Annotated in this window: 16 protein-coding genes and 1 tRNA gene; 6 read left to right on the forward strand and 11 right to left on the reverse strand. The window is 71.6% G+C overall.

The window, feature by feature from the left end:
* Window positions 1–95 precede the first annotated feature (95 nt).
* The 3 genes from ACSP50_RS28130 to ACSP50_RS28140 are packed head-to-tail and all read left to right on the forward strand — an operon-like array spanning window position 96 to window position 2,315.
* Complete coding sequence (locus ACSP50_RS28130; RefSeq protein ID WP_014692697.1) at window positions 96–692, forward strand: TetR/AcrR family transcriptional regulator; 597 nt, start codon at window positions 96–98, stop codon at window positions 690–692.
* Between the two features lie 2 nt (window positions 693–694).
* Window positions 695–1,846, forward strand: coding sequence for an acyl-CoA dehydrogenase family protein (locus ACSP50_RS28135; protein WP_014692698.1), 1,152 nt, complete (start codon window positions 695–697; stop codon window positions 1,844–1,846).
* A gap of 46 nt (window positions 1,847–1,892) precedes the next feature.
* Window positions 1,893–2,315 carry a hypothetical protein gene (locus ACSP50_RS28140; protein WP_014692699.1) on the forward strand — a complete coding sequence of 141 codons (423 nt, stop codon included), beginning with the start codon at window positions 1,893–1,895 and terminating at the stop codon, window positions 2,313–2,315.
* 22 nt (window positions 2,316–2,337) lie between these two features.
* Here the strand turns inward: ACSP50_RS28140 and ACSP50_RS28145 are convergent, their stop codons facing one another.
* Both ACSP50_RS28145 and ACSP50_RS28150 read right to left on the reverse strand, forming a co-directional pair.
* Window positions 2,338–2,712, reverse strand: coding sequence for a YciI family protein (locus ACSP50_RS28145; RefSeq protein ID WP_014692700.1), 375 nt, complete (start codon window positions 2,710–2,712; stop codon window positions 2,338–2,340).
* 224 nt (window positions 2,713–2,936) lie between these two features.
* On the reverse strand, window positions 2,937–3,389 hold the full coding sequence (locus tag ACSP50_RS28150) for an Asp23/Gls24 family envelope stress response protein (protein ID WP_014692701.1): 453 nt from the start codon (window positions 3,387–3,389) through the stop codon (window positions 2,937–2,939).
* Between the two features lie 168 nt (window positions 3,390–3,557).
* Between ACSP50_RS28150 and ACSP50_RS28155 the strand changes: the two genes are divergently transcribed.
* Window positions 3,558–3,899: a nucleotide pyrophosphohydrolase gene (locus ACSP50_RS28155; RefSeq protein WP_043515592.1), complete on the forward strand. Its 342-nt coding sequence runs from the start codon at window positions 3,558–3,560 to the stop codon at window positions 3,897–3,899.
* Here ACSP50_RS28155 and selB read toward each other — a convergent pair.
* Together selB and selA are read right to left on the reverse strand one after the other, a co-directional pair.
* On the reverse strand, window positions 3,892–5,886 hold the full coding sequence (selB, locus tag ACSP50_RS28160) for a selenocysteine-specific translation elongation factor (RefSeq protein ID WP_014692703.1): 1,995 nt from the start codon (window positions 5,884–5,886) through the stop codon (window positions 3,892–3,894). The two genes, ACSP50_RS28155 and selB, sit on opposite strands and share 8 nt — an antisense overlap.
* A 291-nt stretch (window positions 5,887–6,177) precedes the next feature.
* On the reverse strand, window positions 6,178–7,464 hold the full coding sequence (gene selA / locus ACSP50_RS28165) for an L-seryl-tRNA(Sec) selenium transferase (RefSeq protein WP_014692704.1): 1,287 nt from the start codon (window positions 7,462–7,464) through the stop codon (window positions 6,178–6,180).
* Window positions 7,465–7,727: 263 nt separating this feature from the next.
* Here selA and ACSP50_RS28170 point away from each other — a divergent pair, with 263 nt between their 5' ends.
* The gene (locus tag ACSP50_RS28170; protein ID WP_014692705.1) at window positions 7,728–8,501 is read left to right on the forward strand and encodes a retropepsin-like aspartic protease; all 774 of its coding nucleotides are present in this window, start codon (window positions 7,728–7,730) and stop codon (window positions 8,499–8,501) included.
* Window positions 8,502–8,812: 311 nt separating this feature from the next.
* Here the strand turns inward: ACSP50_RS28170 and ACSP50_RS28175 are convergent, their stop codons facing one another.
* The 3 genes from ACSP50_RS28175 to ACSP50_RS42365 all read right to left on the reverse strand — a co-directional run bounded on the left by ACSP50_RS28175 (window position 8,813) and on the right by ACSP50_RS42365 (window position 12,929).
* Window positions 8,813–10,021, reverse strand: coding sequence for an acyltransferase (locus ACSP50_RS28175; RefSeq protein WP_014692706.1), 1,209 nt, complete (start codon window positions 10,019–10,021; stop codon window positions 8,813–8,815).
* Window positions 10,022–10,179: 158 nt separating this feature from the next.
* Window positions 10,180–12,516, reverse strand: coding sequence for a right-handed parallel beta-helix repeat-containing protein (locus tag ACSP50_RS28180; protein ID WP_155123644.1), 2,337 nt, complete (start codon window positions 12,514–12,516; stop codon window positions 10,180–10,182).
* A gap of 317 nt (window positions 12,517–12,833) precedes the next feature.
* A tRNA-Sec gene (locus ACSP50_RS42365) sits at window positions 12,834–12,929 on the reverse strand.
* A gap of 43 nt (window positions 12,930–12,972) precedes the next feature.
* On the opposite strand from ACSP50_RS42365, the gene selD reads away from it, so the two are divergent.
* Window positions 12,973–13,965 carry a selenide, water dikinase SelD gene (selD, locus tag ACSP50_RS28185; RefSeq protein ID WP_014692708.1) on the forward strand — a complete coding sequence of 331 codons (993 nt, stop codon included), beginning with the start codon at window positions 12,973–12,975 and terminating at the stop codon, window positions 13,963–13,965.
* A gap of 37 nt (window positions 13,966–14,002) precedes the next feature.
* On the opposite strand, the gene ACSP50_RS28190 is transcribed toward selD, so the two are convergent.
* The 4 genes from ACSP50_RS28190 to fdh all read right to left on the reverse strand — a co-directional run bounded on the left by ACSP50_RS28190 (window position 14,003) and on the right by fdh (window position 21,312).
* Window positions 14,003–16,030 carry a protein piccolo gene (locus ACSP50_RS28190; RefSeq protein ID WP_014692709.1) on the reverse strand — a complete coding sequence of 676 codons (2,028 nt, stop codon included), beginning with the start codon at window positions 16,028–16,030 and terminating at the stop codon, window positions 14,003–14,005.
* Window positions 16,031–16,260: 230 nt separating this feature from the next.
* A complete protein-coding gene (nrfD, locus tag ACSP50_RS28195; RefSeq protein WP_369793878.1) occupies window positions 16,261–17,196 on the reverse strand; it encodes an NrfD/PsrC family molybdoenzyme membrane anchor subunit in 936 nt (311 codons plus the stop codon).
* On the reverse strand, window positions 17,193–18,110 hold the full coding sequence (locus tag ACSP50_RS28200; RefSeq protein WP_014692711.1) for a 4Fe-4S dicluster domain-containing protein: 918 nt from the start codon (window positions 18,108–18,110) through the stop codon (window positions 17,193–17,195). The genes nrfD and ACSP50_RS28200 overlap by 4 nt, the downstream gene beginning before the upstream one ends.
* 1 nt (window position 18,111) lies before the next feature.
* Complete coding sequence (fdh, locus tag ACSP50_RS28205; protein WP_155123645.1) at window positions 18,112–21,312, reverse strand: formate dehydrogenase; 3,201 nt, start codon at window positions 21,310–21,312, stop codon at window positions 18,112–18,114.
* Window positions 21,313–21,558: the final 246 nt, after the last annotated feature.

The following is a 21,558-nucleotide window of genomic DNA, read 5'->3' on the forward strand; positions in this document are numbered from 1 at the left end:
GACACCCCTTGAACAGTCTGGCGTGACGGTAAAGCAGTGACGCGCGTCACGACAAGACTTTCTTTCGCAAACCGTCAGGCCGTACGGTAAATGCCGTGAGGCGTACCCAGGCCCAGCGCAGCGCGGCCACCCGGACCCGGATCCTGGAGGCCACCTGCCAGTCCCTGGTCGAGCGGGGCTACGCGGAGACGACCACGGCCGAGGTCCAGGCCCGGGCCGGAGTGCCCCGCGGCACCCTGCTGCACCACTTCCCGACCAAGGTGGACCTGCTGGTCGCGTCGGTCCAGCACGTGGCCCGGCGCCGGCTCGACGCGCTGACCGCCGAGCTGGCCGAGGTCACCGGCGACGGGCTGGACGCCTACATCGACGCGGTGTGGCACTCCTTCTCGGCGCCGATGTTCTGGGCCGCGCTCGAACTGTGGGCCGCGGCCCGCACCGACGAGGAGTTGCGGGCCGCGCTGCTGCCGGTGGAGAAGGAGATCTTCGGGGTGCTGCACGAGCGGGCGGTCGCGGTGCTCGGCGACGACCCGCGGGTGCCGGGCGTGACGCAGATGACCTTCGAGGTGATGACCGGGCTGCTGATGACCGGGATCGTCAGCGGCGACCCGGTCGCCGGTGAGCTGCCGATCCGGCGGTGGAAACGGGCCGCGGCGACTCTCCTCGGCCGTGCTTCGTCCACGAGAGGACAGTGATCATGTACGCCGATCCGTTCGAGACTCCGGAACGCGGCACGCTGCGCGAGGCGATGGCGACGTTCGTACGACGGGAGGTCGTGCCTTTCCTCGATGCCTGGGAGCGGGCCGGCGAGATCCCCCGGGAGCTGCACGCCGGCGCCGCGAAAGCCGGCCTGTACGGCGTCGGGTTCCCCGAGGAGGCCGGCGGGGACGGTGGCGACACCGTCGACATGGTGGTGGCGACCGAGGCGTTCCTCGAGGCGGGCGGCTCGTCCGGCGCGCACGCGGCGCTGTTCACGCACGGCATCGCGCTCCCCCACATGATCGCGGCCGGCGATCCTTCGCTGATCGACCGTTTCGTCCGGCCGGCGCTGGCCGGGCAGAAGATCGGCTCGCTGGGCGTGACCGAGCCGGACGCCGGTTCCGACGTCGGCGCGTTGCGGACCACCGCGGTCCGCGACGGCGACGACTATGTGGTCAACGGGGCCAAGATGTTCATCACCTCGGGCACCCGGGCCGATTTCGTGACCACCGCGGTCCGCACCGGTGGCCCCGGCGCCGCCGGGATCAGCCTGCTGGTCGTCGAACGCGGCACACCCGGTTTCACGGTGTCCCGCAAGCTCGACAAGATGGGCTGGCACTGCTCCGACACGGCCGAGCTGTCCTTCGCCGACTGCCGCGTCCCGGCCGCCAACCTGATCGGCGCCGAGCACGGCGGTTTCCCGCTGATCGCCCAGGTCTTCGTCCCGGAACGGATCATCACGGCGGTGCACGCGTACTCGGTGGCGCAGCGCTGCCTGGATCTCACGCTCGTCCAGGTGCGCGCCCGGGAGACGTTCGGACGGCCGTTGATCAGCCGCCAGGTGGTCCGCCACAAACTGGTCGAGATGCGCCAGCGGATCGAACTGGCCCGCACCTTCACCCGCCGGGTCGCCGCCCGCCACGCCGCCGGCGACTGGGTTCCCGGCGAGGCGTGCCTGGCCAAGAACGCCGCCGTCGACGCCGGCAAGTACGTCGTCGACGAGGCGGTCCAGCTGCACGGCGGCATGGGTTACCTGCGCGAGTCCGAGGTCGAACGTCACTACCGCGACATCCGGATCCTCGGCATCGGCGCCGGCGCCACCGAGGTGATGGCCGACCTCGCCGCGAAGATCTTCGAGTACGACCGCTGACCGGCCGGGCCGTTCCCCGCGGCACGGTGGTGTCGTTGAGCCGGGCATGTCTCGCACGCTTGCCATCGCCGCCGCCCTCGCCGCCGCCTGTCTCGCCGCCGGATGCTCCGGTGGATCCGGCGACGACACCGACAAGACGGTCGCGCCGGCCGCGCAGAACTCCCAGCCGGCCGTGCACTCGCAGCCGGACCTGCGGGCCAGCATGGAGGCGCAGCTGGGTTTCCCGCCGAAGCCGGACACGAAGGCCGCCGAGGCCTACGTCGCCGACCTGAAGAGCATCGACCCGAAGCTGGTCGCCGCCCACGACCCGGAGGTCCTGGTGAACCGTGGCCGTGACCAGTGCCGCGACCTCAAGACCCGCCCGCAGAAGGACTGGGCCACCGTGGCCAGCCAGCGGTTCACCACCCCGCAGGCCAACGCTGCCCGGATCATCAAGGTGGTCCGCGAGCGCCTCTGCCCCACCTACTGACCCACGGCCGGGCCGGTCGGCCTCACCGGTTCCGGCCGGCCCGGCGGAACATCTCGTCCTGCACCGCGTCCGGCAGCACTTCCCGCACCTCCTGCGCGCACCGGCAGGCAGCCGCGATGCGCGCCGCCCACGCCAGCGCCTCCTCCCGCGTCGCCACCTCGACGACAGCGAAGCCGCCGATCACCTCTTTCGTCTCCGGGTACGGCCCGTCGGTGACGACCCCGTCGGTGGCCACCACGCTGGCCCGCTGGCGCTCCAGCCCGGCGCCGAACACCCAGACCCCGGCGTCCATCGCCTCCTGCGCCACCGCGTGGGTGGCCTCGGCCACGTCGCCGAGCTCCGCGCGGGCGATGTGGTCCATCGCACCGTCGTTGAACGAGATCAGATACCGCGTCATCGTCGAACCCCTCTTCCTCCGTGCCGGCGGGCACCGTCGTCACCACTACGAACGACTCACCCCGGATCCGACACCGGCCCGGAAGATCGCCGCCCGGCCCGCGGGCCGAACGCCGCCATCGCCGCCGCCTCGCACAGGTCGTCCCGCACGAACGGCATGTGGGTGTGCCGCAGACCACCGTCCGCACCGCGTCCGGCAGGCCGGCGAGCCCCCGCCGTTCCGGATCACTCCGGCATCAGGATGTCGTCCACTTTGACCGTGCAGTTGTTGACCTGCACCCCGTACTTCTCCACCGCCTCGATCACCCGGGCGCGCACCTCGCTGGTCACCTCCGACACCACCTCGCCGGCCCGCAGGCAGAGCACCACGGTGATGTCGACGTCGATGCCGTCCACCCGGGCGTGCACCCCGCGGGTGGCGTCACCCACCTTGTCCAGGCCCACCCTGTCGAGCACCGCGTTGAAGAACCGCGCGACGTCTCCGCCGAGCTCGGCCACGCCCGGCACCGACCGCGCGGCCGCCGCCGCCAGCTTCTCGATCACCTCGCGCTCGAAGACGGTGTCGCCGCGATACGCCGCCACCTCGATGACGTCGGCCCCGCCGGTCTGCGGCGGCACCGGCGGCGCCACCGCGAGGAACATCTCCTGCGTACGGTCCGCGTGGAACCCGTCGTTCATCTCGCCATTCCCTCGAATCACTGCGCTGCCGGTGACCGGGGAAGCCTACTAAAGGTCACCATCGATCACCGGCGGCGAGCCGCGTCCGCGCCCGATCATCGTCCATCGCGGTACGCCGACCGGGAATCACGTCGCCGGGTGGCCTGCCAGACTGGCCGGGTGCCGAATCTGGATGATGTGACCGCGCGGGTGCGCGCCTTCGCCGCCGAACGCGAGTGGCAGCCCTTCCACACGCCGAAGAATCTGGCGATGGCTCTCGCGGGCGAGGTCGGCGAGCTGCTCGCCGAGCTGCAGTGGCTGACCCCGGAGCAGTCCGCCGCGGTGATGAGCGACCCGGATCTCGGTCCACGGGTGCGCGCCGAGATCGGCGACGTCACCATCTACCTGGTGCGGCTCGCCGACGTGCTCGGCATCGACCTGATCGAGGCGTCCCTCGACAAACTCGCCGAAGCCGGCCGGCGCTACACCGTCGAGGCGGCGCGCGGTTCGTCCACCAAGATCATCAATTGACCGTACGACGGTCGTCCGCCAGCCGCCGCGTCACACCGGTCCGGTCCAGCAGTTCGAGCAGCGGCACCGCGACCCGGCGGCTGGTGTCCAGCGCCCGCCGCGCCTCGCTGAGCGTGAACGGCTGCGGGATCGCCGTCAGCACGTCCGCGGCCCGTTCCGGCGCGCCGGCCGGCAGCACCACGGCCGGCGCCAACTGGACCAGCAGCCCGAGGCGGACCGCGGCGGCCAGCTGCCGGGCGCCCAGCCCGAGGTCGCTCAGCCGGTGGGCCTCCGGGGCGGTGAACGGCCGCTCCCGGTCGAAAGCCTTCTCCAGGGCCGCCAGCAGCGCGGCCGGCAGTTCCCGCGGCCCGGCGCCCACCCGGCCGCCGCGGATCGTCAGCGGCGGCTCCACCAGGGCCTCGACCAGGACCCGGTCGGGCAGCCCGAGCCGGTGCCGCAGATCGTCGATCGGGATGCCCGGCTCCAGCGGATTCCCCGCGACGTAGTCACCGACCTCGTCCCGCAGCCGCGCCCGCAGCGCCGCCCAGTGCGCCGGGTCCGCATACCAGTCCCCCGCCACCGGTGACCGCGGCGGGACACCCATGCCCAGCAGCACGGACCCGCGGACCAGCAACCGCCGCCGCAGCTCCCCGGCCAGGTCGGGACGACCGTCCATGGTGGCCAGCTCGGCCACCCGGGCCGCCCGCCGCCGCACCGCCGGCGGCGCCACGTCCAGCACGGTCACCCCGGCGATCACCAGATGCCGCCCCGGATCCCGCAGCAGCGCCCGATCCCCGATCCGCAACGGCAGCGCCCGCCCGAGTCGCAGCCGCACGGTGTCCACCCCGAGCGGGCGCACCCGCACCGGCACCGCCGCCGAGCCCACATGCAGCGTCGCGGTCGCCGGCAGCCCGTCCACCGCCGCCGTCGGCAGCCCCTGCACCCCCGCCTGGCGCGGCCCCTGCGCCCCCGCCGACAAACCTGTCCGGCCCGCCCGCGCGTCCACCGGGCGCGGCCCCTGCGCCCCCGCCGACAAACCTGTCCGGCCCGCCCGCGCGTCCACCGGGCGCGGCCCCTGCGCCCCCGCCGACAAACCTGTCCGGCCCGCCTGCGCGTCCACCGGCGGCGTCACGCTCGCCGGCGGCTCTCCCGGGACCGGTTGTGGCATCGCTCTCGTCGGGAATGCCGCACCGTGCAGTCGGACGTCGATCAGGTCGGTCAGGCGGAACCGGCCCGGGGTCAGCAGCGCCGCCCCGCGCGCCACCGCGTCCTTCTCCACGCCGCGCAGGTTGACCGCCACCCGGGCGACCGCGGCGACCGCGGCGCGCGGCTCACCCAGGCTCTGCAGCCCGCGCACCCGCACCGGCCGATCCATACCGGTCAGCGCGAGCTCGTCCCCGGCCCGCAGGGTGCCCGCGCCGAGCGTGCCGGTCACCACGGTCCCCGCCCCGCGGATCGTGAACGACCGGTCGATCCACAGCCGCACCGCCGCGTCGGCATCCGGCTCCGGCAGCCCGCCCACCAGCCGGTCCAGGGCCGCCCGCAGCTCGGGAAGCCCGGCACCGGTCACCGCGCTGACCGGCACCGCCTCCACCGCGCCCAGCGAGGTCGCCGCGATCTCGGCCCGTGCCACCGCCGTCGCCGCACCCGGGTCGGCCAGGTCCGACCGGGTCACCACGAGCAGCCCGTGGCGCACCCCGAGCGCGTCCAGAGCGGCCAGGTGCTCCGCCGACTGCTGCCGCCACCCCTCGTCGGCGGCCACCACGATCATCGCGGCCGGCACCGGCCCCACCCCGGCCAGCATGTTCGGCACGAACCGCTCATGCCCCGGCACGTCCACGAACGCCACGACCGTCCCGGAACCCAGCATCGTCCAGGCGAACCCCAGGTCGATCGTCATCCCCCGGCGCCGCTCCTCGGCCCACCGGTCCGGTTCCATCCCGGTCAACGCCCGCACCAGCGTCGACTTTCCGTGATCCACATGTCCCGCGGTCGCGACTACCCGCACGCCACCACTCCGCTCACCACGACCACCCGCACCCACCCACCCACCAGGCCACCCGCACCGCAACATCGGCCACGGCCACGGCCACGGCCACCCGAACCCGCACCCACCACGCCGCCCGCACCGCACCATCGGCCACGGCCGCGGTCACCACGGCCACCCGAACCCGCACCCACCACGCCGCCCGCACCGCACCGGCCGACGGCCGCGGTCACCACGATCACCGGCGAAGCGGTCACCGCGACGGCGGTCACCCGCTCGGCGCGGCCGGTGTGTGCCCCGGATCCGGGGCGGTTACTCGCATGACACGGCTCTGATCGCGGCGGCGACCTGCGGGTCCGCAGCGGGTGGCACGCACCGCAGGTCGAGCAGGAGGCGGCCGTGCTCCACCCGTCCGACGATCGCAGGGGTGGCGACACGCAGGCTCACCGCGTACGAAATCGGCAACGACAGTGACCACGACGGGACCTGAAGCTCCGGGGCGCCGCCGCCGCCGACGACCGCGACCGACGGGACCACCCGGACCGGGATGCCGTCCAGGGCCGCCGCCAGGCGTCCGGTGCGGTCCCGCAGTTCGTCCGGGTCGTAGCGGAGCGCGGCCCAGGTCGGTGTGACCGGACCGGCGACGGTCGCCCGCAGGGCGGCCAGCGTCAGTTTGTCCACTCGCAGGGCGCGTGCCAGCGGGTGCCGGCGCAGGCGTTCGACGAGGTCAGCGTCGCCGAGCAGCAGCCCGGCCTGCGGGCCGCCGAGCAGTTTGTCCCCGCTGGCGATCACCAGATCGGCGCCGGCGCGCAGCGTGCCGTCCGCATCCGGCTCGTCGGGCAGCAGCGGATCCGGCGCGAGCAGCCCCGACCCGATGTCCGCCACCACCGGCACCCCGAACCCGGTCAGCGCACCGACCGCGACGGCGCTGGTGAAGCCGCGCACCACGAAATTCGACGGATGCACCTTGAGGATGAACCCGGTCTGCGGCCCGACCACCGCCGCATAGTCGGCGGCCGAGGTCCGGTTGGTGGTGCCCACCTCCCGCAGCCGCGCCCCGGTCGACTCCAGGAGATCCGGCAGCCGGAAGCCGTCCCCGATCTCCACCATCTCCCCCCGGCTGACCACGATCTCCCGGCACGCGGCCAGCGCCGTCGCCGCCAGCACCAGCGCCGCCGCCCCGTTGTTGACCACGTGCACCGCCCCGGCCCGCGGCACCGCCGCCGCCAGCGACGCCAGCGCACCCCGTCCGCGCCGTGCCCGCCGCCCGGTGGCCAGATCCAGCTCGACATCGGTGTGTCCGCTGGCCGCGACGACCGCCTCGACCGCCGCCGCGGACAGCGGCGCCCGCCCCAGGTTGGTGTGCAGCACGACGCCGGTCGCGTTGAGGACCGTCCGCAGCCCGCCCGCGGTCTCCGGCAGCGCCGCCACCGCGGCCCCGGCGACGTCCGCCGCGTCCAGTTCGCCGTCCCGCACCCGCTGCTGGGCCGCCCGGACCGCCGCTTTCACCGGCTCCCGGCCGAGCCGGACGGCCGCGGCCACCAGGCGAGGATCTTCGAGCACGGCGTCGGTACGGGGTATCTGCCGCCGCGGATCCACAAGCTCTGCCTCTCGACCGTACTGCGATCTTCCACCCCGATCGTGCCACGCCCGCGAGCCGCTCCGGTGGATGCCGAGCCCGGCCGGCGGTCCTCCCGATCACCGCCCCGTTCCGCCGTATCGGTGCCACGCCCGTCGCCGCCGTGCCCTGTCTCGGTGCCGCGCCCATCGTCCGGCCGGCCCTCTCTCGGCGCCGCGGCTCTCCGCGATCGGCGCCCCGGCGCACCCTGGCTCGGGCGGCCGAGGGGGCCTAATCTGGCTCGATGGATGGTGTGCCGCTGATCGTGGAACCCGACCGGGACGAGCCCGGCTGCGCCGCCGTCCTGGTCGACGGCACGATCGCCGGCCGGCCGTATCGGTTCATCCTGGACACCGGTGCGGGGCGGACGTCCATCGTCGCCGATGCGGAGCTGGCCCGGCTGCCGCGGCGGGGCAGTCAGCAGTCGTCCGGCCTGGTCGGCACGAGCACCGCGGATCTCCTGATCCTGCCCGAGCTGACCGTCGGGCCGCTGTCCTGGACCGGCCTGGAGGTGAGCAGCACCGACACCGGTCATCCCGACCTGCGGAACCTGCTCGGCATGGACGCGATCGGCGCATACCCGGGCCGGTTCGACTTCGACCGCGGGAGCTGGCAGCCGGCACCGACCGGCACCCTGCCGACCCGCCGGCCGCTCGACCGCGGCGCCCGGGGTCACATTCTCGTGGATGTCGAGTGGCCCGGCGTCACCGCGCGGGCGTGCTGGGACAGCGGGGCCGGGATCACCGTTGTCGGCAAGACCTTCGTGGCCCGCCATCCCGAGCTGTTCCGCTCCGCCGGTACCTCGTCCGGCATCGACGCCACCGGCGCCACGGTCGAGGGGGCGGCATACTGGATGGCGGCGGCCCGGATCGGTGGCCGCATGTTCGCGCCGCATCGCGCCGTCGCCTATGACATGCCGGCGGGTCTGGACCGGGTCGATCTGGTCCTCGGCTATCCGGCGCTGCGGCAGGCCGTCTGGGTGTTCGACTTCCCGGCGCGCCGATGGTCCGTCGAGTGACAGCGCCGCGGGACGCCTGACCGCCGACTTCACCCTGCCGGCCGCCGGTCGCCGCCAGAAGACATCCCGGACCGCCGGGCAACACGGGCCGCCGGGCAACACGGGCCGCCAGGCAACACGGGCCGCCAGGCAACACGGGCCGCCAGGCAACACGGGCCGCCGGGCAACGCGGGCCGGCAGGTAAGGGCGCCGAGCGCGAGTTGCGCGGTGACGGCGGACAGCAGGGCCGCCCCGACGGCGATCTCGCGGGGGCTCTTCTTGGGCGAGCAGCACCCCGATGCAGGGGGACATGGCGGGGATGCCGACCCGTTTCAGGTACGGGTACGCGCCGCGACCGACGCGATGAGCGTGTCCGCGATGCGGCGCACCCGGTCGGTGTGCCGTTCGGTGGCGTGTGCGAAGGCCCAGCCGATCGCGGTCAGCACCGCGCAGATGCCGGCCAGGGCCAGCCAGTGTGTCGCAGTGGGCGCCCAACGGGCGGCCACGTGGGGGGTGAGCAGCGCAGCCGTCATCGCGGCGACCGGAAGATGGATGGCATAGAGGGAGTAGGACGAGTCCGCGTAATCGGACAGGCCGCCGAGCACCCGGCCGGGCACTCCGGTCCAGCCGACGTCCTCGACGAGCAGCGCCAGCAGCACGGTCGTCGCGGTGGCCAGCAGCAACACGTTCACGCTGCGGTAGCTGGCCTGCGCCAGCCACAGGCCGGCCGTCAGCCCGGCCGACGCGCCGGCCCGCGACCAGGCCAGCCAGTGTGCCGAGCGGGCCTGCAACCAGTTCCGGACCGGCTCGCGGTAGAGGGCGACGACCGCTCCCATCAACCACACCGGGAGATACTTGAGGACGGCCGGCCCGGCGAGGGCGCAGAGCCCGAGCAGCAGCACCAGGCTGAGCGCCCGTTTGCCGATGCCGCCGCGGCCACGCCAGGCATACAACGCGAGCGGCAGCACGGCGTAGAAGACCGCCTCATAGGCCAACGACCACAGCGAGGCGTTGGTGCCATAGGTGGGCACCGCCATCGTCTGGAGGAAGAACACGTTGCCCAGCGCGGTGCCGGCGGTCAGCCGTTCGGCGAGTCCATCGGCGGGAACCGTGTGGTGATAGGCCGGGTCGCCGAGGTAGATGGAGGTCCCGGAGAGCAGGGCGAGGCCCACCCGGTCCAGGATCGTGGTGAGGGCGACGGCCGGGATCAGCACGATCCACAGTCGGCTGAGCCGGGCGGTCGCGTAGGACGCCCACCGGAAGCGGTCGCGCCGGAACCCGGAGAAGACGCTGCCGCCCACCCAGTAACCGCTGAGCACGAAGAAGACCACGACAGCCGCGGGACCCATGTTCGTGACGGCGTACAGCAGCCGGGTGGACAGGCCGTCACCCGCGTCGGCCGCGTCGACGAACAGCAGCTGGCGCAGGTGGTAGACGACCACGAGAACCGCCGCGACGGCGCGGAGCGCGTTGAGCGCCCGGTTCGGCCCGGGCCGCGCCGGGGCACGGACCGGGTCGGGGGCCGTGACGGCTTGGGTCATCAGGTTTCCTCCGGGTAGGGACTCACGGCCGACGGCCGGAACTTCCCTTCCTCCGCGATGCCGGCTGTTCCCTCCATCGGCGGGGCGGCGGCCACCCTGAGAAAACCCCCGGGAGACAGGCTCCCGGGGGGGGTGGGGTCATAGCACCGGGCGGCTGGTCAGGGGACGACCACCGACTGCGGCATGGAGTTGTCGTCCGCGGTGTACGAGACGACGTGGTAGACCGCGTTGGCCGGGCCGTTGGCCTCGGTGAACTGCTCGGTGCGGGTGCCCGCGACCAGGCCGAGACGGTCGACCATGTGGGCGTCGCCGGCGACCGTGCCCTCGATCAGGTACCAGGGCTCCACCGACACCGCGTCGGCCGGCACGGAGAACGTGTAGTAACTGGTGATCCAGTTGGCGTAGGAGTCGATGGCGGTCTTGTTGTTGGTCGCCCATTTCTGGGTCGTGCCGTTCGCGAAGGTGATCTTCACGCCGGCGCGGACCTGCTTGCCGGCGGCCGCGGTGGACATCGCCCGGGCCGACAGGACCGAGGTGTAGACCTGACCGGGCGTCACGTTGATCTTGCGGCCGGAGAAGCTGACCTCACCCGTGCCGCTGGAGGTCAGCGTCATCGAGGCGGTGCCGCGCGAGCTGTTGCCGGCGACCCGGGCGAGCGTCGTGCGGGTGCCGGCGACCCAGCCGGCCGTGCCGGCGGACGCGTTCTCGAAGTTGGACTCGTCGGCGGTCATGATGTTGTTCGGGATGGAGACGCTGCCGATCGGCAGGTCACCGACGACGTTGCCGTCCCGGTAGATCCGGTAGCCCCGGATCGGGCGCCCGTCCAGCGGGTACGCCTCATCCCAGTTGAGGACCTTGCCGCCGGCCGACAGGTTGGTGACCGCCTCGGAGATCCTGGTCTGGTCGTGGTAAGCGGTGCCGATGACGTTGGTGACGGTGTTGACCTCGCCGGCCGGCCCCGTCAGGACGGTACCGGTCGGGCTGGTCGACGCGCGACGGGCGCCGAGGTCGATCCCGTACCACGTGGTCTTCTTGGCGGGGTAGTCCTCGATCGTGTTGCCGTAGACCTGGTCGCCGACACCGATCGACAGGCCGATGCCCGCGGTGTCGAAGTAGCCCGCGCCGCTGTCGTAGACGGTGGAGCCGCCCCAGCCGGCGTTGTGGATGACGTTGCCGGTGATGGTGTCGGCCGCGTTCTTGGCGCTGGCATACGAGCCGTTGACCATGATGCCGGACCGGCCCGTGTACTCGATCACGTTGTCGCGGACGACGTTGTTACCGCCCGGGCGCACGACATGGAACGCGTCCGTGGGCGCGCTCTTGTCGGTCCAGGAGCCGGGCTGTCCGAGGTTGGACGCGTTCGGGCCGTCCTTGTAGTCGTCGTAGGTGACGCTGATGCCGGTCTCGCCGGAGTAGCTGATCCGGTTGCCCGAGACGATCGAGTCACGCGGGTCGGTGATGTCCCTGTTCTCGCCGCTGTGCGCGTACAGGCTGTTGGATTTGAGGGCGATCTGCGCGCCCCACAGCACGTTGTCGGTGACGGTGGCCTGCTGGATGCCCTCGAAGTACATGTTGCCGTAGAGCGACGTGTCCTTACGCGCCGTGGCGATCGTGCCGTCCGAGCGGACGACATTGTTGCGCACGGTCGTACGGATGGCGTTGGTGAAGTCGAAGCTGTTGCCGCGGATCGTCTTGTCGAACTGGTTGTACTCGACGATCACGCCGTCGTTCCGGCTGCCGCCGCCGACGTTGTCCTCGTCGCCCGACTCGGCGCCGCCCCAGTTGTCGAACCGGTTGTCGACGATGCGCACATTCGTGACGCCGTTACCGACCCAGACCTTGAAGTACTCGAGGTTGGTGAACCGCACCTGGCGGACGGTCCAGTTGTCGCCGACCGAGACACCGCCGCCCGAGTTCGTCGAGGCGGCCTTGCCGTCCGCTCCGCGGAAGTCACAGAACTCGCCGGGGCGGCCCGGCATGTCCGACGGCACCGGCTGGCCGGCGCCCTCCCGGCAGTTGCCGTTGACGGTCAGGTCGGAGACCAGGTTGCTGGTGGCTCCGGCGATCTGGTGGTTGAAGTCCCAGCTGATGATGGACGCGTAGGTGAAGTTGACGTTGTTCGCGGTGATCATCGAGACCGTGGTCGCGGTGATGCCCCGGCCGCGCAGGTTGACGTTCGCCGGCAGTTTCAGGACCTTGCCGACGCGGTAGGTGCCCTCGCCGAGGAACACCGTGGCGGTCGTCGCCGGCGTCACGACGTTGTTGTCGGCGTCCAGCACGGCGGGGACCGTCCGGCTGGCCGCAAGCAGGAGGAGGTTGTTGAGCGTGGGGTAGTCGTCGTTGCCGCTCGGGGCCGGCGCGACGATGCAGGTGGGGTCGTTGCAGTCCGCGAGGGTCATCGGGGCGGGGGCGACGGTGGCGGCCAGCGAGTAGACCGGAGGGGTCGAACCGGCGGCGAACGCCACCTGGCTCCTGAAGGCCGGCACCGCGATCATCGGAAGCACCGCGGCGGCGACCATGCGCCGGGGTGAGCTTGGCGTTGCGACGCCGGTCACGACGGTTCGGACCGGATTGAGAGATGCCGGACATGCATGCCTTTCGATTGGCTGCGGTTGACCGGCAAGGACCTTCGGCAGTGGCTTGACCGGGTTGAGGAGAACCTGCCCCATCCAGGCCGGGCCGTGGGCCCCCTCGAAGACCAGCGGTTGCGAGGCGAAGTCGACGACGTGGAGACCGAAGTCGAGCATCCAGGTCAACTACCGGATCGTGATCGACCTCGTCGGGGTGCCTGCAACTTCGCTCGGCGGGCTGGTGGCGGAGGCGGACGGGAATCGAACCCGCCTGACCCGGAGTCCGGGTCACGTCGGTGTTGAAGACCGCGAGGAGCACCAGCAACCTGAACGCCTCCGGTGATCACGGTAGCCGATCGCCCGGTATGCCACAGTTCCAGGATGACTGTTCGGTTGACGCAGTACGCGCACGGTGGTGGCTGTGCCTGCAAGATCCCGCCCGGCGAGCTGGAGCAGATCGTGGCCGGGCTGACCGGTCCCGATCAGCAGGCGGGCGGCGACCTGCTGGTCGGTCTGGACGACGGTGACGACGCCGCGGTGGTGCGGATCGCGGCCGGGACCGCGGTGGTGGCGACGGCCGACTTCTTCACGCCGGTGGTCGACGACGCGTACGACTGGGGCCGGATCGCCGCGGCGAACGCGCTGTCCGACGTCTATGCGATGGGTGGCCGCCCGGTCGTGGCGGTGAATCTGCTGGGCTGGCCGCGGGACGTGCTGCCGCTGGAGCTGGTCACCGAGGTGCTGCGGGGCGGCCTGGACGTGGCCCGGCAGGCCGGCTGTCACGTGGCCGGCGGGCACAGCGTCGACGATCCGGAGCCGAAGTACGGCATGGCGGTGACCGGGGTCGCCGACCCGGACCGGCTGATGCGCAACGACGCGGGGCGGCCCGGCATCCCGCTGACGTTGACGAAGCCGCTCGGGGTGGGTGTGCTCAACTCCCGGCACAAGCAGACCGGTGAGGTCTTCCCGCAGGCGGTCGCCGCGATGACCACCCTGAATCGGGCGGCGTCGGAGGCGGCGCTGGCCGCCGGGGTGGTGTGCGCCACCGATGTGACCGGTTTCGGACTCCTCGGTCACCTGCACAAGCTGGCCCGGGCCAGCGGCGTGACCGCGCGGATCGACCCGGCGGCGGTCCCCTATCTGGACGGGGCGCGGGAGGCGCTGGCCGGCGGATTCGTCAGCGGCGGCACCCGGCGCAACCTGGACTGGGTGCGGCCGCACGCGGACACCGCGGGGGTCTCCGAGGACGAGTTGCTGCTGCTCGCCGACGCGCAGACCTCGGGCGGGCTGCTGGTCGCCGGCGAGCTGCCCGGTTGGCCGATCATCGGTGAGCTGCTGCCGCCCGAGGACGGGGTCACCGTGGTCGTCCGATGACATCCGGGGCCCTCCCGCGGAAGGGCCCCCGGATTCCCTACTTCACGATCAAGGGCTTGAATTGCGCCTGTACGTCGTTGGCGTCGACCTTGACATCCATGTGCCGCGGCGGGCCGAGGTCGACCCCGAGCGTGGTCATGTACTCGATCCGGTGCGGGCATGACGTACCGCTGAACTGCAGGGTCTTGCTGAAGATCTGCTTGCCGCTGCGCACCTCGTAACCCCGCACCGTGACCTTGACCTTGTGGAAGGTCACCCGGTGCTGGCCGGCCGAGCCGTAGTCGCAGCTGCGCACCGCCGCACCCTGCGAGTCGCCGCTGACGCAGAGGACCAGGTTGGCGACGGTCGGGTCGGTGGTCTTCCAGCCGCCCGGCAGCCGCTTCGCCTCGGTGTCGTTGCCGAAGACCATGGCCCGGTTGACACCTTTGCCGTACGCCTTGGCGGCGCTGTACTTGACCGGGGTGTCGCAGTAGTTCCCGGAGACGCTGTCGGTCGCGTCCTTGAACGCGTCGAACTCGATGGCCAGGTCCGCCTTGGCGATCCCCTCCTCGGCCTTCGGCTTGTTCACGTCGGTCGGGTACGTGTCGATCAGCTGCTGGTAGACGACCTTCGCCGACTCCCACTGCTGGCCGTTGAGGTAGGTGTCGCCGCAGCCGGCCAGGGCGGCCGGCTCGTGCTTGGCGACCACCTCGGCCGAGCGGTCCAGGGTGTTGTTCGTCTTCGGCCGCTTGGCCAGCCAGCTGGTGATCGTGGCGGTGCCGCACGCGTCCGACAGCGGCAGCTTGCCGAGGAACCCGTCGAGCACCGCGTCGGCCATCTTCTCGTGCCCCGGGAACCGGGTCAGCACCGTGTTGATCTGGTCGAATCCGGCGGTCAGGCCGGTGGCGCTCGGGGCGGTGAGCATCCCGGTCAGGGTTTCGTCGGCCTCGTTGAGCTGCCGGCACGCTTCGACCGTGTCGTCACCCTCGGCGGCCATCGGGCCGTCGGCGACGCGCAGACCGAACCACAGCTTGTCGAGTTTGCTGACCGCACCGCCGCAGTCACCGGCGGCTTTCGCGTCGTCGACCGCCGAGCCGATGGTGGCGGCCTGCACCCGGAGCCCGCCCAGGAGCAGCAGGACGACCGCCGCGGCGGCGATCCCGACGATCCGCTGGCGGGTGCGGGTGGCCGGTTCGACCGGACCGCGGGCCAGGAACCAGCCATGCACGATCATCGCGATCCACCAGAGGACGGCGACGATCTCGATCCATCCGGTGTGGACGGCCGGGACGATCCCGAGCAGCAGGATCAGGCTGGCCAGCAGGGTGAGTACGCCGAGGACGGTGCGGCGCATCAGGAAGTAGCCGAGGCTCAGGAACGAGGCGTTGCCCAGGGCGGCGGCCAGGCGGTCGGTTTTGGCCGGCTCGCGGGGCGGGGCCGGGGGACCGAGCAGGACGGCGGGCGGCTGCCAGCCACCGGGCTGCGGGACCGGCTGCTGCGGCCAGCCGGCCTGCGGCGGGACCGGCTGCTGCGGCCAACCCTGTGGCGGGACCGGCTGCTGCGGCCAACCCTGTAGCGGGACCGGCTGCTGCGGCCAGCCGGGCTGGGGCGGGGCGGGGGGCTGCCAGCCGCCCTGTTGCGGGGCGGGCCAACCGGGGCCGCCCTGCTGCGGGGCGGGCCAGCCGGGCTGCTGCGGCGTGGGTGCGGCGGCCATGGCGGCAGCGGTGGCGGGGTCGGCCGGGGGCTCCGGGAGCGCGGTGGTCGGCTCGGCGGCCGCCCGCTCATCCGTCGGCTCAGCGGCCGTCGGCTCAGCGGCCGTCGGCTCGTCCGCCGGCTCAGCGGCCGTCGGCTCAGCGGCCGTCGGCTCAGCGGCCGTCGGCTCGTCCGCCGGCTCGGCGGCCTCCTCGTGCTCCGGCTCGCTCTCCGGCTCGGCTTCCCGCTTGTCTTCCGGGGCCTCGGGAGTCGCCGTGGCTTCCGGCTGAGCTGCCTCCGGCGTCGGCTCGACGGTTTCCGGCCGCTCGATTTCCGGTTTATCGGTATCCGGCTGTTCCGGGACTTTTTCTGACGGTTTATCTGGCTGAGTCAACTGCTTTTCCCCGAGGCGAAGTGAGTCAAAAGAGATCGGAGCAAGTGAATGTCACATTCCGAGACGGCAGCACCGTCGTCGCAATGATCGCTGGATTTCAGCCGGAAAAAACCGCGCAGTCAAGTCCATTACCTCCCCGCGGGCCGACAGGTCATTCATCGACCAGGACCGCAGCGTACCCGACCCCTACCAGCAGGTTTCCGCCGGTCTTGGGAAGGGATGAATGCCGCCTACGCGGCTTCTCCGGAACGGCGGACAAGGCGCTCACGTTGCGGCACAACGGTGTACTTCGGATCCTTCGCCGACGCGACGCCGCCCTCGAAAATCCCGAACCGGGTGGCAACCGAGGCGGCCAGCAGCGACAACCCGGACAGCGCGGAAACCACCCGGCTGCGACGGCCGAGCACCGCACCCACCGCGCCGGCCGCGGTCAGCACCCGGCCGGCCCGCAGCAGGCGACCGGGTCGTCCCACGGCGTACGGCTCGCTCAGAATGCCTTTGGCGGTCCCGATCCGGTGCGCGCCGTACAGTTCGAGCGCCGCGCCGAGTGCCGCCATCCGGCGGGCCGGCCCGGCCTGCTCGGTGGGCGCGGCGATCAGGCCGACACCGGCGCCGCTGGCCAGCGCGCTGCCCGCGAAGATCACCGGGAGTTCCGGGTACGCGGCATGCCAGCTCGGCGTCGCGGTGTCGGCGAGCAGCACGGCGGTGTACGTCGCGAGCGCCGGCGCCACGGCCGCCGCACCGTATTGTCCTGCGGTGCCCAGCTGCCGCAGCCCGGGCACGCGGGGCGCGACCTCGGCGGCCGCGGCGACCCCGGCCGCCGCGCCGAACGCGCTCAGGATCCAGGTGCCCATCGACATCGGTGAGGTGGGTTTGGCGACGCGCAGCATGTGGTGGAAGCGTTCCGGCCGGCCCAGATCGTTGACCAGAAAATACGTGCTGGCGACCAGGGCGCCGAGCGCGGTCGCCCGGCCGGCGCGGCGCAGGGCGGGGCGGCCGGTGGCGTCGCCGCCGGCGGCCAGCATCGCCGATCCGGCGGCGAGCCCGCCGGTGAACAGGTAGGCCGCGATGTCGTGCCGCCACACCGCCGGCCGCACGATCGGTCGGCCGTAGTAGGACCGGAACTCGGCCTTCGGCACCATCGGCCGGTCGCCTCCACGGCTCACGGGCGTCCCCCCAGGAATGACACGACGACGGCGGCGGCCATCGCGAGACCGGCGAGTCCCGCGCGTTTCCACATTTTCGGCAGGTCGCGGGTGGGCACGATCGGGTCCGGTGGCAGACCGTACACCTCGGGCTCGTCGAGAAGCAGGAAGAAGGCCCCGTCCCCGCCGACCCCGTCGTCCGGATCGTGCCCGTAGAGCCGGGCCTCGGCGACTCCCTGCTCGTGCAGTGTCGCCACCCGCTGGCGGGCCCGGCCGCGCAGTTCCTCCAGCTCACCGTACTGAATGGACTCGGTCGGGCACGCCTTGGCACAGGCCGGGGTCAGCCCGTCACCGATCCGGTCGTAACACATCGTGCACTTCCACGCGCGGCCGTCGTCGTGGCGCTGGTCGATCACCCCGTACGGGCAGGCCGGAACGCAGTAGCCGCACCCGTTGCAGATGTCCTCCTGGACCACCACGGTGCCGAATTCGGTGCGGAACAGCGAGCCGGTCGGGCACACGTCCAGACAGCCGGCGTGGGTGCAGTGCTTGCACACGTTGGACATCATCAGCCAGCGGAAATCGGTGCGCGGCGCATCCATGGTCCGGCCCGGCAGATCCCGGCTCGGCATGCCCAGGAATTGCGGGCCGGCCGCCTCGGCGAAGACGTCGACATTCCGGTGGTCGACCGGCTGCTCGACGAAGGCCACGTGCCGCCACGAGTTCGCGCTCAGCCCGCCGGTGTTGTCGTAGGAGTGCCCGAGCAGGTTGAACCCGTCGTCCGGAACCCCGTTCCACTCCTTGCAGGCCACCTCGCACGCCTTGCAGCCGATGCACACGCTGGTGTCGGTGAAGAACCCCATCCGCGGCGGCGCGTCCGGATAGCCGGCGTCCGGCGCCGGGTCGAGCGGCCCGTAGAGGCTGTTGCCCGCCACCTCAGTGACCCTCCGTTCGCAGCCCGGCCCGCTTGCGGTAGTCGGCGACGTAGTCCAGCAGTTCCCGCCCGACGGGCCGGCGGCCGGGCTGGATGTCACAGGTGCCGACCTTGCTCTCCTGGATCAGCACGTTCGGGTCCAGCACGATGCCGATCAGGTCGTTCGCCGAGTCGCCGGTGACCAGGCCGGAGCCGCCCCAGTGGTACGGCATCCAGATCTGGTGCAGCACCCGGCCGTCCACCCGCAGCGGCCGGATCCGGTCGGTGACCAGCACCCGGGCCTCGATCGCGGCGCGTGCCGTGACGATGTGCGCCCAGCCCAGGTGGTCCAGCCCACGCTCGGCGGCGAGCTGCGGGGAGACCTCGACGAACATCTCCGGTTGCAGCTCGGACAGGTAGGCCAGCTGGCGGCTCATCCCACCGGCGGTGTGGTGCTCGGTCAGGCGGCTGGTGCTGAAAACGTACGGGAAGGTCTCGGAAACGGGATTGAGCTGATTGTCCGGCCGATCGTACGTTTTCCGGGTCGGGTTGGCCTGCTGGGCGTAGAGCGGATTGTGGACCGTCGACTCGGCCGGCTCGTAATGCGTGGGCATCGGGCCGTCGATCAGGCCGCTCGGCGCATACAGCCAGCCTTTGCCGTCGCCCTGCATGATGAAGGCGTCGTCGCCGGCGATCGCCGCGACGCCGGTGGCACCCTCCGGCGGGCGGTAGTCGGGCGCCTTCGTCTTCTCGAAGTCGGGCACGTCGTAACCGGTCCACTCGCCGGCCTCGGCATCCCACCAGACGTATTTCTTGCGTTCCGACCACGGTTTGCCGTCCGGGTCGGCGGAGGCCCGGTTGTAGAGCGTGCGCCGGTCCATCGGCCACGCCCAGCCCCACTCGGCGGCCACCCAGTCCTGCTCTTTCCGGGATTTGCGGCGGGCGGCCTGGTTCACCCCGTCCTTGAACACGCCGGAATAGATCCAGCAGCCACAGGCGGTGGAACCGTCGGCCTTGAGCGCCGAGAAACCGGGCAGCGGCTCGCCGGTCGCGACGTCGAAACCGTTGATCTCCTTGAGCACGCCCTCGCCGTCGTCCGGGTCGTAATCCCAGGCGAGATTGAGGATGCCCTGGTCGCGGGGCAGTGTCGAGCCGGCCAGTCGCTCCCGGACGAGCCGGCCGAGGTGGTAGAAGAACCACAGCTCGGAGCGGCAGTCGCCCGGCGGGTCGAGGGCCTTCTCCCGCCACTGCAGGAGGCGCTGGGTCTGGGTGAAGGTGCCCTCCTTCTCGGCGTGCGAGGCGGCCGGCAGGAAGAAGACCTCGGTTTTGCATTCACCGGGGACGATCTCGCCGGTGGCCACCTCGGGCCCGTCCTTCCAGAAGGTGGCCGACTCGATCATGAACAGGTCGCGGACCACCAGCCAGTCGAGATTGGCCATGCCGAGGCGCTGCGCCCTGCCGTGCGCGGAGCCGACCGCGGGGTTCTGCCCGAGCAGGAAATATCCCTTGATCTTGCCGTCGATCATGTCGAGGACCTGCTGGTAGGTGCCGTGGTCGCCGGTGAGACGGGGCAGCCAGTCGTACCCCCAATCGTTCTCGGCCGTGGCGGCGTCGCCCCAATAGGCCTTGAGCAGACTGACCGCATAGGCCTCCGCGTCCGCCCAGAAACCCTTCTGCTCCGGGTGACGGATGGCGTCCACCCATTGCCGGAACGTCTCGTGCTGCTGGTGGTGCGGCATCGGCAGATAACCGGGCAGCAGGTTGAACAGCGTCGGGATGTCGGTCGATCCCTGAATGCTGGCGTGCCCGCGCAGCGCCATCACCCCGCCGCCGGGCCGGCCCATGTTGCCCAGCAGCAACTGGATGATCGCGCCGGTGCGGATGTACTGCACGCCGACGCTGTGCTGGGTCCAGCCGACCGAATAGACCAGCGCGGTGGTGCGTTCCCGGCCGGAATTCGCCGTCCACGCCTCGCAGACCTCGCGGAACTGCTCCGGCGACACGCCGCAGACCCGCTCGACCACCTCAGGGGTGTAGCGGGCGTAATGACGCTTCAGAATCTGATAGACGCACCGCGGATGCTGCAGCGTCGGATCGCGGGGCACGTCGGCCGGGATCGGCGGGCCGTGCGATTCCTGCTCCAGACCGGACGCCGTCTCCCGATCGGTGTGCGACTCGCCGTGGTCCTGCACCGAGTCGTCGTCCTGCTGGCCCTCATAGGCCCAGCTGCCCTGGTGATAGGCCTTGGTCTCCGGGTCGAAACCGGAGAACAGACCATCCAGATCCTCGGTGTCGCGGAAATCCTCGCTCACGATCATGGACGCGTTGGTGTACGCGACGACGTACTCCCGGAAGTCCTTCTCGTTGCTCAGGATGTAGTTGATGACGCCGCCCAGGAAGGCGATGTCCGCCCCGGCCCGCACCGGCACATAGGTGTGCGCCAGCGCGCTGGTCCGGGTGAAGCGCGGGTCGATGTGAATGACCTTGGCGCCGCGGTTCTTCGCCTCCACCACGTACTGGAATCCCACCGGGTGGGCCTCCGCCATGTTGGAACCCTGGATGACGATGCAGTCGGCGTTGGCCAGATCCTGAAGGAATCCGGTGGCCCCGCCACGGCCGAAGCTGGTTCCCAGACCGGGAACGGTGGCGGAGTGTCAAATACGCGCCTGATTCTCGATCTGCAATGCGCCCATCGCGGTGAACAGTTTCTTGATCAGGTAGTTCTCTTCGTTGTCGAGGGTCGCGCCGCCGAGGCTGGAAAAGCCCAGCGTCCGGTGCAGCGGGCGGCCCTCGTCGTCGGTGTCCTCCCAGGTGTCCTCGCGCGCCTTGAGCAGCCGGTCCGCGATCATGTCCATCGCGGTGTCGAGGTCGAGCTCCTCCCAGTCCGTGCCGAACGGCCGGCGGTAGAGCACCTTCTGCTGGCGGCGGTCGCTGGTGACCAGGCTCTTGCTGGCCGAGCCCTTCGGACAGAGGCGGCCCTGGGAGATCGGGCTGTCCGGGTCGCCCTCGATCTGGGTGACCGCGCCGTCCTTGACGTAGATCCGCTGACCGCAGCCGACCGCGCAATACGGACAGACGGAGCGGGCCATCGAGTCGGCGGTCTCGGTGCGCGCGGTGAGACTCTTCGAGCGCGGGCTCTGGACGGCGGCGCCGCGACCCAGCGGGTCGGTGCCGGTGAGCTGCCGGTAGACCGGCCAGCCCTCGATCCAGGTGCGAACGCCCATGAGCAAGACCCTAGCCCGGTTCACGGTCAACCGCACGGCTTGCGGATGGTGCCAGATATGTGACAGCGGCGTCCGCTGTCGATTCGCCTCACTAGGATCGTCCCGTCCGGGTGCGGACGGGAGGTATGCATGGGTTCGGCGCACGACGAGGACGAGCGGGGGCAGTACCCGGGGCCGTGGGACACGCCGCCGCGCAGAAATGCGGGAGCTCCGCCGCCGTCGACTTCGCCTTCGCGTTCGCCTTCG

Origin of the sequence: Actinoplanes sp. SE50/110, assembly GCF_900119315.1 — a bacterium.
In the GTDB taxonomy this organism is placed as follows: domain Bacteria; phylum Actinomycetota; class Actinomycetes; order Mycobacteriales; family Micromonosporaceae; genus Actinoplanes.

Coding starts and splice junctions, on each gene's coding strand:
- ACSP50_RS28140 (WP_014692699.1), top strand. CDS start 1,893: ATGTCTCGCACGCTTGCCATCGCCGCCGCCCTCGCCGCCGCCTGTCTC.
- ACSP50_RS28170 (WP_014692705.1), top strand. CDS start 7,728: ATGGATGGTGTGCCGCTGATCGTGGAACCCGACCGGGACGAGCCCGGC.
- ACSP50_RS28180 (WP_155123644.1), bottom strand. CDS start 12,516: ATGATCGCGGTGCCGGCCTTCAGGAGCCAGGTGGCGTTCGCCGCCGGT.
- ACSP50_RS28145 (WP_014692700.1), bottom strand. CDS start 2,712: ATGACGCGGTATCTGATCTCGTTCAACGACGGTGCGATGGACCACATC.
- ACSP50_RS28150 (WP_014692701.1), bottom strand. CDS start 3,389: ATGAACGACGGGTTCCACGCGGACCGTACGCAGGAGATGTTCCTCGCG.
- ACSP50_RS28175 (WP_014692706.1), bottom strand. CDS start 10,021: ATGACCCAAGCCGTCACGGCCCCCGACCCGGTCCGTGCCCCGGCGCGG.
- ACSP50_RS28135 (WP_014692698.1), top strand. CDS start 695: ATGTACGCCGATCCGTTCGAGACTCCGGAACGCGGCACGCTGCGCGAG.
- selD (WP_014692708.1), top strand. CDS start 12,973: ATGACTGTTCGGTTGACGCAGTACGCGCACGGTGGTGGCTGTGCCTGC.